Origin of the sequence: Sphingomonas sp. NPDC092440, from assembly GCF_044754985.1 — a bacterium.
In the GTDB taxonomy this organism is placed as follows: domain Bacteria; phylum Pseudomonadota; class Alphaproteobacteria; order Sphingomonadales; family Sphingomonadaceae; genus Sphingomonas.
Genome location: NZ_JBIVQA010000005.1, coordinates 327,233 through 340,578, shown reverse-complemented (window position 1 = coordinate 340,578; position 13,346 = coordinate 327,233). Strand labels below are relative to the sequence as shown.

Genomic DNA, 13,346 nt, shown 5'->3' with positions numbered 1-13,346 from the left:
GAGCTTGCCCGGACCCGAGGGCCAAGGCAATCGCGGATCGATCCCGATTGCCTTGGCCGCGCCCGCGCTTCATGGTTCCCGGCAAGGGGGATCGAATGAAGCTTCTCGAACGGATCGGCCTCGGGCGGATGAGCCACGGGGAATATAGCGCCAACCTCAACGGCCTCGGCATCTTCTTCGGCGCGGTGCTCGGCTTCGTGATGGCGAGCACCGAGACGCTGGGCACCCGGGACTATACCATTGTCCTCGTCGGGACCGCTTCGATGGTGATCACAATCCTCTATGTCTCGTCGAGCAAGCAGCGGCTCGCCTATGCGCTGCTCGCCGCGGCGGGAGTCGCGCTCATGCCCCTCTCGCTCAGGATCCTGCTCACGCCGGGCGCGCAGCTGCCGGTCCAGCTCCAGCCCACGCTGGCGGTCTGGCTGGCCATGACCGTGGCGATCGAGTTCGCGCCGCGCGAGACGGAGAGGAAGGGCTAGCGGCGGATCGCCGTTGGGCACGCCATGCCGCAAGCCGCAGCCATGCCGAGCTAGCATTTCCTATCCTACATCGCGGGCGCCGCGGACCGGCCAAAGGTCACGAAGTACGCGCCCTGGGCGGGGTTCTCGATGGGCACATCTTCCCCGTTCTTTCGGGAACGCCGCGCATCCCGCAACATCCTTGCGCGAGCGCGATCCTATCGTTCCAACAGCCTCAAGGAGCGGCCGGGCCAAGGCCCCGGCTGCGTGAGCCCAGCAGGCGCAATCCTACATTGCAAGAGACGGGCGGCAGCCGGGCCGGGGCCCCGGCGCCGCCGGCCCGCTCAGACCTTGCCCACCACGCTCTCGGGCAGGTCCTTGCCGAACACGCGCTGATAATATTCGGCCACCTGCGCGCGCTCCGCCTCGTCGCACTTGTTGAGGAACGACAGGCGGAAGGCGAAGCCGACATCCTTGAAGATCTCGGCATTCTGCGCCCAGGTGATCACGGTGCGCGGCGACATCACGGTGGAGATGTCGCCGGCGACGAAGCCCTTGCGGGTCAGGTCGGCCACGCGGACCATGTTCTCGACCAGCTCCTTGCCGCCCGGCTTGTCGAAATCGCCGGACTTGGCGAGCACGATCTGCGCCTCGACCGCGGCAGGCAGATAGTTGAGCGTCACCACGATGTTCCAGCGATCCATCTGGCCCTGATTGATCTGCTGGGTACCGTGATAGAGGCCGCTCGTGTCGCCCAGGCCCACGGTGTTCGCGGTGGCGAACAGGCGAAAATAGGGGTTGGGGCGGATCACCCGGTTCTGGTCGAGCAGGGTCAGCTTGCCCTCGGTCTCCAGCACGCGCTGGATCACGAACATCACGTCCGGCCGGCCCGCATCATATTCGTCGAACACGAGCGCGGTCGGGGTCTGCAGCGCCCAGGGGAGCAGGCCCTCGCGGAACTCGGTGATCTGCTGGCCGTCCTTGAGCACGATCGCGTCGCGGCCGATCAGGTCGATCCGGCTGATATGCGCGTCCAGGTTGATGCGGATGCAGGGCCAGTTGAGCCGCGCCGCCACCTGCTCGATATGCGTCGACTTGCCGGTGCCGTGATAGCCCTGGACCATCACGCGGCGATTGTGCGCGAAGCCCGCCAGGATCGCGAGCGTCGTATCCGCATCGAAGACATAGGCGGGATCGAGATCGGGCACGCGCTCGTCGGCCTCGCTGAACGCCGGCACTTCGAGATCGCTGTCGATCCCGAACAGGTCGCGCGCCTTCACCATCTTGTCGGGCGCGTCGAGGATCGTGGTGCTCCGGCTGTCGGGCTGGGTGTTGGGGATATCGGCCATGTCTTCGGATCCTTCCGTCGCCAGAGCGACTAGAAGCTCCCGTGCCGCACTGCAACGGGCTTCGCGCAAAACGCGCGAGCGTCGGCTTCCGCCGCAAGCCCTTTCCTCGAATCGGCTTTCATGGGATCATGACGCCACAGTAACGGGTGCGCGCATCTACCGATCCTTTTCTCTGGGGAAGACAATGAACGGGAAGCTGTTGTTCCTGGCGCTGCTCGCGCCGCTCGCCGGTTGCGACTGGGGCCAGCAGCCTCCCCCGCCGCCCCGGCGCCCGCCGCCGGTGGTCCGCCCCGTCGATCGCGGGCCGAACTGGCTCGATCCCGTTCCCTATTGCGAAGGCGCGTTGCGGCGCGGCGAATGGCTGGTCTGCGACAACAAGGGTCTGAACTGGCTGCACCGCACGCTCGCCGGCCAATGGGCGGAGGAGCGCCAGGGCGCCGACCGCCAGCGGCTCTGGGTCCAGCGCCAGCAGCTCCAGGCGCTGCTCAGCGAGCGCGACGCCTGCCAGACGGCGGAATGCGTCGCCACTGCCTATCGCCGCTATCTCAAGGCGCCGCCACGCGGGGCGCAGCCGCCGGAATGGCGGCCCGCCCCGTCGCCGCGGCCGATCCATTACCGCCCCCGCGAGAAGCGCTGGAACTGGCGCGACAACGGCCCGAGCTGCGCATCGAAGATCGGCTGGCAGAAGGCGGCGCTGCTCGCGCGCCAATGCGCGGTGGTCAATCCGGACGGCCAGTGCGGGCCGCAGCGGGGCTGCGAGACGCTCAAGACGATGATCCTCGACGGCTGCTGGGACATGGGCGATCGCCGCCCGGGCTTCTGCAACCGGACCTAGGACGGCGCGGGCGCCTGGCGCCGCGCCGCCGATCCGGGCCGGCGGCGGGGCACGCAAGTTTATGCTACGAGGGGCCGGCTCTTCCTTCCCGCACGATTGCCGATAGCGGACGCGATCGCTGCGGGAGAGGAAGCCGGCCTGCACCACCAGCACGGAGCGGGCGAAACCCTATATTGCAACTCCGCCGCCGTCCCGGCGAAAGCCGGGATCTCAGGCGATGACGGGGCAGGAGCCGCACGAGATCCCGGCTTTCGCCGGGAGGACGGATTTGGGCAGTCGGCGCTCTAGTCGTTCTCGAACCGCGGCAGGCCGAACAGGTTGACGAAACGCTGGGCCAGCGCGACATCGCCGGTGACCACCACCCGCCCCTCGCGGATCGACTCCGCAAGCGGCAGCGGGCCGTAGAAGGTTGCGGCGAGCGGAGTCGGCACGCCTTCGAAGACCACATCCGCGCCGGCGGGGTCACCGCGCTCGATCACCAGCCCGCCATCGACGATCGTCGCGCGGAAAGGTTCGCCGCCGATGCGGAAGCCGAGATCGATCGCAAGCGCCCGCGCGCCCTCGCGATTCATCATCGTCTTCAGCGAGAGCATGAAGGCACCGTTGCTGAGCGGCAGCGTGACGTCGTGCGCGGGCGAGCCCGCCGCCCAGCGGCTGAGCGCGAAGATCGGTTCCTCCAGCGCGGCGCCCCAGCGGGTCAGTTCATACACCTGGGCATTGACCGGCGAGGGGAGCTGCCTGCGGCGCAGGATGCCGCCCTTCTCCAGCCCTTCGAGCCGCTGCGTCAGGATATTGGCGCTGAGCCCCTCCAGCGCGCCGCGGATCTCGCCGAAACGGCGCGGCCCCAGCAGCAGCTCGCGAACAATCAGCAGCGACCAGCGTTCTCCGATCAGGTCCATCGCAAGCGCCGTCCCGCACGCGTCCTGATACCAGCGGCGTGCCTTTGCGAAATCCGAGTTAGTTATTTTTTGTGACTCCATAGTTGCTTTTAATAACCGAGTCGGGCATCAGGATCAAGAAAGCGATTCGCTGGCCACCCGAAGTGGAGGTTTAGTCCAATGACCTTGGTTCCCGCCGCAGAGCTGGCCGCGCGTGAGACGGCGCGCTGGCCGGGCGAATCCCCCGAATATCGCGTGGCGCGCACCGCGCTGCTCGCCGAGGAGATCGCGCTGCGCCGTCACCTGGAGCGCGTGGCCGCGCAGCGTCGCGCGCTGCCGCCGGGCCCGGCGGTGACCGGGGACTATGCATTCCAGGGCGAGCATGGCCCGGCCCGCCTCGCGGACCTGTTCGGCACGCACGACACGCTGGTCGTCTATACCTATATGTTCGGCCCGCAGCGCGAGCGGCCCTGCCCGATGTGCACCTCGCTGCTCTCGGCCTGGGACGGCGAAGCGCCCGACATCCGCCAGCGCACCGGCCTGGCCGTGATCGCGCGCTCGCCGATCGCGAAGCTCGCGGCGTTCAAGGCCGAGCGCGGCTGGCAGCATCTCCCGCTCTATTCGGACGAGGACCAGGCGTTCAGCCGCGACTATGGCGCGATCGCCCCCGATGGCTCGGACATTCCGCAGCTGCTGGTCTTCACCCGGCGCGACGGCACGCCCCGCCTGTTCTGGGCGGGGGAGATGGGCCCGGACAGCGCGGATCCCGGCCAGGATCCGCGCGGCGCGCCCGACCTGATGCCGCTCTGGACCATCCTCGATTCCACGCCCGAGGGCCGCGGGACCGACTGGTATCCCTCCCTCACCTACTGAACCGAATCCCCAGGAGAGAAAACATGCCCCAGATGATCTTCGTCAACCTGCCCGTGGCCGATGTCGCCCGGTCCACCGCCTTTTACGAGGCGATCGGCTGCACCAAGGACGCCCGCTTCAGCAACGAGCAGGCCTCGGCGATGCAGCTCAGCGACACGATCGTGTTCATGATCCTGTCGCGGGACTTCTTCAAAACCTTCACGCCGAAGCCGATCGCCGATGCGCATGCGGTGACCGAGGCGCTGATCTGCATCTCGCGCGACAGCCGCGAGGCGGTGGACGCGATCGTCGAGGCCGCGGGCCAAGCCGGCGGCAAGGCGGACATCCGCGAGAAGCAGGACATGGGCTTCATGTACGGCCGCAGCTTCGAGGATCCGGACGGCCATATCTTCGAGCCGATGTTCATGGATCTCGAGGCCGCGATGGCCGCCTTCCCCGACGGCCCCGCCCATGAGCCGGCCTGAGCGGGCGCGAACGAAGGAGGCGCGGCATGAAGCGTGACCTTGCAATCGGCTGGGCGCTGAGCGGCCTGGTCATCCTGTTCCTGGCGATGGACGCCGGCGGCAAGCTGATCGCGCCGGCGGCGATGATCGCCTACAGCCCGCCGCTCGGCATCCCGCCGGACGTGAACCTCTATCGCGAGCTCGGGCTGATCCTCGCGATCGGCACCATCCTCTATGCGGTACCGCGCACCGCAGTGCTCGGCGCGATCCTGCTCACCGGCTATCTGGGCGGCGCGGTCGCAATGCACTTCCGGGTGGGCAGCCCGTTGTTCAGCCACACCTTGTTCGGCGTCTATCTGGGCGTGCTCGCCTGGGGCGGACTGTGGTTCCGCGATCCCCGCGTGCGCGCGCTGATCCCGATCGCCGGCTGATTCCGAAAGTCCAAAGGAGAGGACCGATGGCAGACAAGATCACGACCGTCCTGTGGTTCGACCATGTGGCCGAGGAAGCCGCCAGCTTCTACGTCTCGCTGCTGCCCGACAGCCATGTCGGCAGGATCTTCCGCGCGCCGGGCGACAATCCGAGCGGCAAGGAAGGCGCGGCGCTGGTCGTCGAGTTCACCCTGGCCGGGCGCAGCTATGCCGGGCTGAACGGCGGCCCCAATTTCAAGCCGAACGAGAGCGTCTCGTTCCAGATCCTCACCGAGGACCAGAAAGAGACCGATCGGCTGTGGAACGCCATTGTCGGCAATGGCGGCGCGGAAAGTATGTGCGGCTGGTGTAAGGACAAATGGGGCTTCAACTGGCAGATTACGCCACGCCGGTTGATCGAGCTCAACTTCGGCGACGATCCCGCAAGCGCGAAGCGGGCGTTCGAGGCGATGATGACGATGAAGAAGATCGACATCGCCGCGATCGAAGCCGCGGCGCGCGGCTGAGGAGGATGCCATGTCCATCGAGATCACCGGCTTCAACTGGGTGCCCGATTTCGCCCGCGGCTATGTCCGCGACCTGCGGCCGCGCTGGGCCTGCGAGGAGATCGGCCTGCCCTATGCCATGCGGCTGATCAGCCCGGTCCCGCCCAAGCCGGCCGCCTATTTCGAGGAGCAGCCCTGGGGCCAGGTGCCGGTGCTGCGCGACGGCGAGGTCCGGCTGTTCGAAAGCGGCGCGATCCTGCTGCACCTGGCGGAAAGGGACACGCGGCTGCTGTCGCGCGATCCGCAGCAGCGGGCGACGAGCATCGCATGGCTGTTCGCGGCGCTCAACAGCGTCGAGCCCGGGCTGTTCGAGCTGGGCAACGTCACGCTGTTCTCGAAGGACGCGGAATGGGCGAAGCTGCGCCTGCCGAGCCTGATGGAGGACATGGGCAAGCGGCTCGACCGGCTCGCCGATGCGCTGGGCGGGCGGGAATGGCTGGGCGACGGCTTCAGCGTTGCCGACATCGCGATGGTGACGGTGCTGCGCAACGCCGACGGCAGCCCGCTGATCGCGGCGCGCCCCACCCTGGCCGCCTATGTCGAGCGCGGCATGGCCCGGCCCGCATTCCAGCGCGCGATGGCCGCGCAGCTCGCGGATTTCCAGCCCGCGCCGGTCGCGGCCTGACGAAGCAAGACGGAAGAGGAGAGTGAAAATGGCTTATGTGGACGGTTTCGTCGCCCCCGTGCCCGACGGCAACAAGGAGGCGTATCTCGCAATGGCCGGCAAGGCTGCGCCGGTCTTCGTCGAATATGGCGCGCTGCAGGTGACCGAGACCTGGGGCAGCGACGTGCCCCGCGGCACGACCACCGATTTCTTCATGGCCACCAAAGCCGAGGAGGGCGAGAATGTCGTCTTCTCCTGGATCGTCTGGCCCGACAAGGCGACGCGGGACACCGCCTGGGCGAAGATCATGGAAGACGAGCGAATGAAGCCCGGCGCGGACATGCCCTTCGACGGCAAGCGCATGTTCTGGGGCGGGTTCGAGACGATCCTGGATCACAAGGCCTGAGGAGAGAGAACATGCCCAACGCACATGGAAGCTTCATCTGGTACGAGCTGATGACCAAGGACGCCGCCAAGGCCAAGGCGTTCTACGATTCGGTCTGCGGCTGGAACATCGATGCCGAGCCGGCCCCGGGCGGCATGGACTATCGCATGATCAACGCGGCCGACGGCCAGGCCGGCGGCGTGATGCAGCTCAATGCCGACATGATCGCCGGCGGCGCCCGGCCGGTATGGCTCGGCTATCTCGGCGTCGATGACGTCGATGCGTCGGTCGCCGCCGTGGTCGCGGCCGGCGGGCAGGTGCATCTTCCCGCCTTCGACATTCCCGATGTCGGCCGGCTGGCGATGGTCACCGATCCGCAGGGCGTGCCCTTCTACGTGATGCGCGGCGCCTCGCCGCACACCAGCACCGCCTATCAGCGGATGGGCCTCGGCCATGTCGCCTGGAACGAGCTGCTCGCGCCCGACGACGCCGCCGCGCTCGCCTTTTACGAAAAGCTGTTCGCCATCACCAAGGTGGGCGGCATGCCGATGGGCGAGATGGGCGAGTACAGCTTCATCGCCAATGGCGACAGCAAGGGCGAAGCAGTCGGCGCGATCATGCGCGCGCAGCCCGGCACCCCCCCGGGCTGGCGCTTCTATGTCCGCGTGGCCGACATCACCGACGCGATCGCCAGGGTCGAGGCCGGCGGCGGCAAGGTCGTGTGGGGCCCCGAGCAGGTGCCCGGCGGCGAATGGGTGATCAGCATCGTCGATCCCGAGGGCGTCGCCTGCGGCTTCGTATCGCCCGGCAAGAGCTGAGCCGCAATGACCGCCACCATCACGGCCTTCGACCGGTCGCCCGATGGCGGCAAGGGGCTGGCGCGCGACACCCGGGTGCGCTGGGCGCTGGAGGAGGCGGGCCAGCCCTATACGGTCCGGCTCGTCTCCTTCGCGGCGATGAAGGCGCCCGCGCACCTGGCGCTGCATCCCTTCGGCCAGATCCCCACTTATGAGGAAGGCGATCTCGTGCTGTTCGAGACCGGGGCGATCGTCCTCCACATCGCCGGGCGGCATGCCGGCCTGCTGCCCGGCGATGCCGATGCCCGGGCGCGCGCGATCGCCTGGATGTTCGCCGCGGTGAACACGGTGGAGCCGCCGATCCTCGACCTCTCGACCGCGCTGTTCCAGGAGGGCAAGCAGCCCTGGGCCCAGGACCGCCTGCCGCTGGTCAGGGACCGCATCCGCGCCCGGCTGCGCCAGCTCTCCGATCGTCTCGGCGATGCCGAATGGCTCGACGGCGCGTTCAGCGCGGGCGACCTGATGATGGTATCGGTATTGCTCCGCTGCCGCCCGTCGGGCCTGCTCGACGAGCATCCGAACCTCGCCGCCTATGTGGCGCGCGGCGAGGACCGGCCCGCCTATCGCCGCGCCTTCGCGGACCAGCTGGCGGTGAACACGCGCCCGGCGGACTAGGCGAGGCGGCATTCGAGGTTCTGGCGGTTCCCCGGCGAAGGCCGGGGCCCAGTCGCAACGTCGATCGAGAGGCGGGCCAGCCTGACTATGTGCACGGATACTGGGCCCCGGCCTTCGCCGGGGAACTGCCAGAAAGGCTGTAGATATCGAACCTAGGCAAAGGCGGGCGAGCCCTTGAGCGTCTGATAGGCTTCGATCACGCGCCGCAGCCGGTCCTCATGGGACCGGTCGCCGCCATTGCGGTCCGGGTGGAACTTGCGGACCAGCTCGGAATAGCGTTTGCGCAGCGCCGTGCGGTCGGCATCGATCGCCAGGTCGAGGACCTTGAGCGCCTCGCGGTCCTTGCCCGAGAGCGGCTTGCCGTCCTTGCGCTCCGCCCGGTCCCGCATGCGTTCCTGGAAGCGCGCGCCGATCGCATCGAGCGGATCGGCGAAATCCGCCCAGCGCGGCGGCCGGTCGGCCCCGCCCGTGCCCGAAAAGGCGCGCGTCTCGCGTTCCCAGCCGGCATAGGGCCGCTGGGCGTCATGGATCTCGTCGGGCGTCATGCCCTGGAAGAAATTATAGCCCGAGTTGAACGCGCGGACGTGATCGAGGCACAGCCAGCGATATTCGCCCGGCCCGTCATAGCCGCCGCGCGCATGGCCCATCGGCGCGCGGAACTCGCCCGGCTCGGTGCAGCCGGGTTCGGCGCATAGCCGCCCCTGCGCCTCCACCCGGCCGTGGAAACGGGCATTCGGCCGGTCCTTCCTGTGCTGGCCCTCGGCCACGCTACCTCCCTTGCGCAAACCGCCTATATAGGCGCGATGACCGACATCGCCACCGGCGGACTCGCCGACATCATCGCCGCCCGTCTCACCGCCGCGCTCGCCCCGGCGCATCTCGAGGTGATCAACGACAGTCATCACCATGCCGGCCATCTGGGCGACGACGGCACCGGCGAATCGCACTGGACCGTGGTGGTGGAGAGCGCGGCCTTCCAGGGCCTGTCGCGCGTCCAGCGCCAGCGCCTGATCAACACCGCGCTCGCCGATCTGCTCGTCGCGCGCATCCACGCATTGGCGATCCGGGCCCGCGCACCGGGAGAGTGAGCCGGTGCCGCGCGCCGGAACCGCACGATCGGAAATCCTGCCTTTCCAAAGCGTGGCTGTCCGCCGGCGGCCCGCCGGGCTATGCCGCTCTTCAAGGAGAGCATCATGACCGACGACCTGTTCCTCCAGACCATCACCCCCACCACCCATGACCTGGGCGGCTTCAAGGTGCACCGCACGCTGCCCTCGCGGCCGCGGACGATGGTGGGGCCGTTCATCTTCTTCGACCAGATGGGCCCGGCGCGGCTGGAGGCCGGCACCGGCATCGACGTGCGCCCGCACCCGCACATCAACCTTGCCACGGTCACCTATCTCTATGCCGGCGCGATCGACCATCGCGACTCGCTCGGCACCTTCGCCACGATCGAGCCGGGCGCGGTGAACCTGATGACCGCCGGGCGCGGCATCGTCCATTCCGAACGCTCGCCCAGCGCCGAGCGCGCGAAGGGCCCGGAGCTGTCGGGCATCCAGACCTGGCTCGCCCTGCCCGAGGCGAACGAGGAAATGGCCCCGGCATTCGAGCATGTCGGCGCCGGCGCGCTGCCGCTGGTCGAAGCGCCCGGCGCACGCTGCCGGGTGATCATGGGCGAGCTGTGGGGCGCCAGCGCGCCGACCACCACCTATGCCCAGACCATCTATGCCGACATCGCGCTCGACCCGGGCGGCGCGGTGCCGATCGATCCTTCCGCCGACGAGCGTGCCCTCTACCTCGCCTATGGCGATGCCAGCATCGACGGGATCGAGATGGAAGTCTCCACCCTCTACATCCTGCGCCCCGGCATCACCGCGATCCTGCGCTCCGCCGGCGGCGCGCGCGTGATGCTGTGCGGCGGCGAGGACTTCGCCACGCCGCGCCATGTCTGGTGGAACTTCGTCTCCTCCAGCCGCGACCGGATCAACCAGGCCAAGGAAGACTGGCAGGCGGGCAACTTCCCCAAGGTGCCGGGCGACGACAAGGAGTTCATCCCGATCCCGGAAGTGCCCAAGACGGTGAGCTATCCCTAGGACGCGGCTCAGCATCTGCCGGCGCAAGCGGCGCTACCCGACCATGACCGAGGCGCTGGACGCGATCCGCGCCTCGGGACTGGCGCTGCGCCCCTATCGCTGCGACCGCTGCTTCCACTATCACCTGACCAGCCGCACCAGGGGCAAGCGCGCGGTGCGGCCCGGGCTATCGCCATTATCGACGCGCGCGGGCGAGGATGACGGTTGAGGATGCGCGCGCGCCGGCCTACCCTGCGGCACCAGAGACAGGCGGGAAAGGCGACATGGCCGATTTCGAACTCCAGCGGATCCCCCTTCCCACCGGCGTGACGCTGAACGTCGCCGTCGCGGGCGATCCCGCCGCCCCGCCGCTGCTGCTGCTCCACGGCTTCCCCGAATCGCACCGCACCTGGCGCCACCAGATCCCGGCGCTGGCCCGCGACCATTATGTCATCGCGCCCGACCAGCGCGGCTTCGGCCATTCCGCGCGCCCCGAAGGCGTGGCGAACTATACGCCCGACCGGCCCGTGGCGGACCTGCTCGCGCTGGCCGATTATTTCGGGCTCGCCCCCTTCACTCTGGCCGGGCACGACTGGGGCGGCGCCATCGCCTGGATGGCGGCGCTGCAGAACCCGCAGCGCATCGCCCGGCTGATCATCGTCAACGCCCCCCACCCGCTCGTCTTCCAGCGCAGCCTGTTCGACGATCCGGCCCAGCGCGAGGCCAGCCAGTACATCACCGCCTTCCGCAACCGCGATTTCGAGCAGTTCGTCGCGCGGATCGGGCTGGAGAATTTCTTCGACACGACCTTCGCCAAGCATGCGGATCCGGCATTGCTCGCCCCCGAGAAGCCCGCCTATCTCGCCGAATGGAGCCAGCCCGGCGCGATGACCGCGATGCTGAACTGGTACCGCGCCAGCACCATCCAGGTGCCGGCCCCCGGCGACACGCCGGAACGGCCGTCCTGGCTCGATGCGCCCTTCCCGCCGCTCCGCCAGCCGACGCTGGTGATCTGGGGAATGCAGGACACCGCGCTGCTGCCCGTCCAGCTCGACGGACTCGGCGCGCTGGTATCGGATCTCACCACGGTGCGCATCGCGGATGCCGGCCATTTCGTGCCCTGGCAGAAGCCCGAGGCAGTGACCGAAGCGATGCGCGACTGGCTCGCCGCGCGGCAGGGCTGAGCGCCGGAAGTTTACGAAGTTTACACTATGGGGTCCCGATTCTCCCCATCGGCACGGCGCCTGTCGATCGCGCCGCGGATCGGCGTAGAACCAATATGGTTCACTGCATGTCGATTTCTTCACCCATTCCGCTCAACAGGCAAAACCCTACATTGCAAGCGGCTTCGGATCGGGATTCAACTCCCCAGTCCGTCGCCCCGACCTTGCGCCGGGATCTCGCTGCCTCTTCCGTCAGCAAGGCAGCGGGACCCCGGCGCAAGGCCGGGGCGACGAAAGAAGAATAGGAGGCCTCAACCCAGGGCATCCCCGTCCTAACGCGCCCGGCGCATCCCCGGCGTCTTGGCGATCGCCGGATCGTCCAGCAGCTGGCGATATTCGGCGCTCTCCATGCCGAGCAGCGCGATCCGCCCTTCGCCGTCATGATGCACGCCCCAGCCATATTGCTTCACCAGCGGCGAGGCGCGCAGGCATGCCTGGGGCTTGGCGAAGAAATCCTCGCGGCTCTTGTCCCCGCCCCGCGCGCGATGGGCCGCATGGAGCAGATCGTCGCTGGTCATCGCATAGGGCCGGGCGAGCAGCGCGTGCTGCACCGCCGCCACCGTGCCGGGCTTTTCCGGCACCGTCCCCGCCGAGACCGGGCTGTCCGGCGACGCGGTGATCAGCGTGTCGCGATAATTGGTCGACTTCATCACAGGCGCACCTCGGCTGCGGCATCGAGGAGAATGCCCGGCTCGCTGCTGCGTTCCGCGCCGGGGCGGACCCATGCGGCATGGGCATGCGCGGTGGCGACCACCACGCGCGGTCCGCCATCAGGCCAGGTCCGCACGCTCACCACCTGCTCGCCGAGCGCGCGATCGGGCTCCATCGCCACCCAGGCAAGCGGCCGTTCGGGCGTGGCTGCCGCGCCCGCCGCCGCCATCGCAGCACGGATGCGCGCAGTGCTCGCATCGGGAACATATTGCCAGACCACCGAGTGCATCAGCACCCGCGTGACGCCCGCCTCCTGCGGCTCGGCCAGGCGTGCCTCCACCCAGTCGGCCGCATCGGCGCGCGTCAGGTTCACGCCGCCCGCGCGCACCATCGCGATTGCCTTGCGCAGCCGCTCGAGCCGCATCGGCGTCTCGGCCCAGACATAGGCGGAGAGCCGTGCCGCCACCGCCGGATCGGTGACGTCGAGCGGCGCCACGTCGCAGCCCCGGGTCGAGACGATCTCGAGCGACGGCAGCGCGGGCGGATCGCCGAGCCAGGCGGGCGCGATCGTGACGGGCGAATCGGCCGGCCCGAGCAGCGCGCCGCCCAGATCGAAGCGATAGCGGTCGATCAGCAGGTTGAGCCCGCCGCTCGATCCGATCTCCAATATCTCCAGCTTCGGGCCATGGCGCCGCGCGACTTCGATCAGCCCGACGATCAGCGCGCCCGAACGGCCCGGCTCGTTGGTCTGGGGCGGTCCGTCGAGCCAGGGGAGCAGCGCGGCATCGTGGCGCGCCAGCACGCGGTTGAGCGCCGCCTGCAGCGCCTCGCCCGCCAGCCTGCCCGCGAACGCCTCGGCCAGTTCCGGGTCGCTGCCCGCCAGCACCAGCGCGTGCAGCCCGCCGACCAGCCGCAGCGGCAGCGCGTCGCGAGTCGGCTCGCCCGGCCAGTCGAGCACGCGGCGGCCGGTCTCGCTGCCGCGGGTCAGCCCGTCGGCGATCGCGACGCAGATGTCCGCATAGATGGGCGCGTCCATCTTGCGGCAATAGAATTCCTGGATCCGAAACGCGCCGCGGTTATTCTCTTCACTGGCCATAAGAAATCCCTCCGCGGCGCGTCTGTTGCGC

General features: G+C 68.8%; 19 protein-coding genes. 14 read left to right on the top strand and 5 right to left on the bottom strand.

Annotation, left to right across the window (positions count from 1 at the left end):
• Positions 1 to 95 precede the first annotated feature (95 nt).
• Positions 96 to 479, top strand: coding sequence for a hypothetical protein (locus ACIQCS_RS11255; RefSeq protein ID WP_280279485.1), 384 nt, complete (start codon positions 96 to 98; stop codon positions 477 to 479).
• Positions 480 to 802: 323 nt separating this feature from the next.
• Here ACIQCS_RS11255 and cobS read toward each other — a convergent pair whose 3' ends face one another.
• Positions 803 to 1,807, bottom strand: a complete 1,005-nt coding sequence (cobS, locus tag ACIQCS_RS11250) for a cobaltochelatase subunit CobS (RefSeq protein WP_345850229.1) — start codon at positions 1,805 to 1,807, stop codon at positions 803 to 805.
• Between the two features lie 184 nt (positions 1,808 to 1,991).
• Here cobS and ACIQCS_RS11245 point away from each other — a divergent pair, with 184 nt between their 5' ends.
• Positions 1,992 to 2,642, top strand: coding sequence for a hypothetical protein (locus ACIQCS_RS11245; protein WP_345850228.1), 651 nt, complete (start codon positions 1,992 to 1,994; stop codon positions 2,640 to 2,642).
• 284 nt (positions 2,643 to 2,926) lie between these two features.
• On the opposite strand, the gene ACIQCS_RS11240 is transcribed toward ACIQCS_RS11245, so the two are convergent.
• Positions 2,927 to 3,541: a winged helix-turn-helix transcriptional regulator gene (locus ACIQCS_RS11240; RefSeq protein ID WP_345850227.1), complete on the bottom strand. Its 615-nt coding sequence runs from the start codon at positions 3,539 to 3,541 to the stop codon at positions 2,927 to 2,929.
• Positions 3,542 to 3,700: 159 nt separating this feature from the next.
• Between ACIQCS_RS11240 and ACIQCS_RS11235 the strand changes: the two genes are divergently transcribed.
• Genes ACIQCS_RS11235 through ACIQCS_RS11200 form a run of 8 tightly spaced genes read left to right on the top strand, consistent with a single transcriptional unit; the run spans position 3,701 to position 8,273 of the window.
• Entirely contained in the window at positions 3,701 to 4,393 is a 693-nt protein-coding gene (locus tag ACIQCS_RS11235; protein WP_345850226.1) for a DUF899 family protein, read from the top strand.
• A gap of 23 nt (positions 4,394 to 4,416) precedes the next feature.
• Positions 4,417 to 4,857 carry a VOC family protein gene (locus ACIQCS_RS11230; protein ID WP_345850225.1) on the top strand — a complete coding sequence of 147 codons (441 nt, stop codon included), beginning with the start codon at positions 4,417 to 4,419 and terminating at the stop codon, positions 4,855 to 4,857.
• A 26-nt stretch (positions 4,858 to 4,883) separates the two neighbouring features.
• Complete coding sequence (locus tag ACIQCS_RS11225) at positions 4,884 to 5,267, top strand: DoxX family protein (protein ID WP_345850223.1); 384 nt, start codon at positions 4,884 to 4,886, stop codon at positions 5,265 to 5,267.
• Between the two features lie 26 nt (positions 5,268 to 5,293).
• The gene (locus ACIQCS_RS11220) at positions 5,294 to 5,773 is read left to right on the top strand and encodes a VOC family protein (RefSeq protein ID WP_345850222.1); all 480 of its coding nucleotides are present in this window, start codon (positions 5,294 to 5,296) and stop codon (positions 5,771 to 5,773) included.
• Positions 5,774 to 5,783: 10 nt separating this feature from the next.
• The gene (locus ACIQCS_RS11215) at positions 5,784 to 6,437 is read left to right on the top strand and encodes a glutathione S-transferase family protein (RefSeq protein WP_345850220.1); all 654 of its coding nucleotides are present in this window, start codon (positions 5,784 to 5,786) and stop codon (positions 6,435 to 6,437) included.
• A 28-nt stretch (positions 6,438 to 6,465) separates the two neighbouring features.
• Positions 6,466 to 6,822, top strand: coding sequence for a DUF1428 domain-containing protein (locus ACIQCS_RS11210; protein WP_345850219.1), 357 nt, complete (start codon positions 6,466 to 6,468; stop codon positions 6,820 to 6,822).
• Positions 6,823 to 6,833: 11 nt separating this feature from the next.
• A complete protein-coding gene (locus tag ACIQCS_RS11205; protein ID WP_345850218.1) occupies positions 6,834 to 7,619 on the top strand; it encodes a VOC family protein in 786 nt (261 codons plus the stop codon).
• Between the two features lie 6 nt (positions 7,620 to 7,625).
• Positions 7,626 to 8,273 (top strand): glutathione S-transferase family protein, encoded by a 648-nt coding sequence (locus ACIQCS_RS11200; RefSeq protein WP_345850217.1) that lies wholly within the window; start codon positions 7,626 to 7,628, stop codon positions 8,271 to 8,273.
• A gap of 152 nt (positions 8,274 to 8,425) precedes the next feature.
• On the opposite strand, the gene ACIQCS_RS11195 is transcribed toward ACIQCS_RS11200, so the two are convergent.
• Positions 8,426 to 8,986 (bottom strand): J domain-containing protein, encoded by a 561-nt coding sequence (locus tag ACIQCS_RS11195; protein WP_345852059.1) that lies wholly within the window; start codon positions 8,984 to 8,986, stop codon positions 8,426 to 8,428.
• 90 nt (positions 8,987 to 9,076) lie between these two features.
• Between ACIQCS_RS11195 and ACIQCS_RS11190 the strand changes: the two genes are divergently transcribed.
• The 4 genes from ACIQCS_RS11190 to ACIQCS_RS11175 all read left to right on the top strand — a co-directional run bounded on the left by ACIQCS_RS11190 (position 9,077) and on the right by ACIQCS_RS11175 (position 11,529).
• Positions 9,077 to 9,361 carry a BolA family protein gene (locus ACIQCS_RS11190; protein WP_345850216.1) on the top strand — a complete coding sequence of 95 codons (285 nt, stop codon included), beginning with the start codon at positions 9,077 to 9,079 and terminating at the stop codon, positions 9,359 to 9,361.
• Positions 9,362 to 9,466: 105 nt separating this feature from the next.
• Positions 9,467 to 10,366: a pirin family protein gene (locus ACIQCS_RS11185; protein WP_345850215.1), complete on the top strand. Its 900-nt coding sequence runs from the start codon at positions 9,467 to 9,469 to the stop codon at positions 10,364 to 10,366.
• A gap of 43 nt (positions 10,367 to 10,409) precedes the next feature.
• The gene (locus ACIQCS_RS11180; protein ID WP_345850214.1) at positions 10,410 to 10,574 is read left to right on the top strand and encodes a hypothetical protein; all 165 of its coding nucleotides are present in this window, start codon (positions 10,410 to 10,412) and stop codon (positions 10,572 to 10,574) included.
• A gap of 55 nt (positions 10,575 to 10,629) precedes the next feature.
• Positions 10,630 to 11,529, top strand: a complete 900-nt coding sequence (locus ACIQCS_RS11175; RefSeq protein ID WP_345850213.1) for an alpha/beta hydrolase — start codon at positions 10,630 to 10,632, stop codon at positions 11,527 to 11,529.
• Between the two features lie 311 nt (positions 11,530 to 11,840).
• On the opposite strand, the gene ACIQCS_RS11170 is transcribed toward ACIQCS_RS11175, so the two are convergent.
• The gene (locus tag ACIQCS_RS11170; RefSeq protein WP_345850212.1) at positions 11,841 to 12,218 is read right to left on the bottom strand and encodes a DUF6157 family protein; all 378 of its coding nucleotides are present in this window, start codon (positions 12,216 to 12,218) and stop codon (positions 11,841 to 11,843) included.
• Complete coding sequence (locus ACIQCS_RS11165; protein WP_401530847.1) at positions 12,218 to 13,315, bottom strand: DUF2332 domain-containing protein; 1,098 nt, start codon at positions 13,313 to 13,315, stop codon at positions 12,218 to 12,220. Before ACIQCS_RS11165 ends, ACIQCS_RS11170 begins: the two co-directional genes overlap by 1 nt.
• Positions 13,316 to 13,346: the final 31 nt, after the last annotated feature.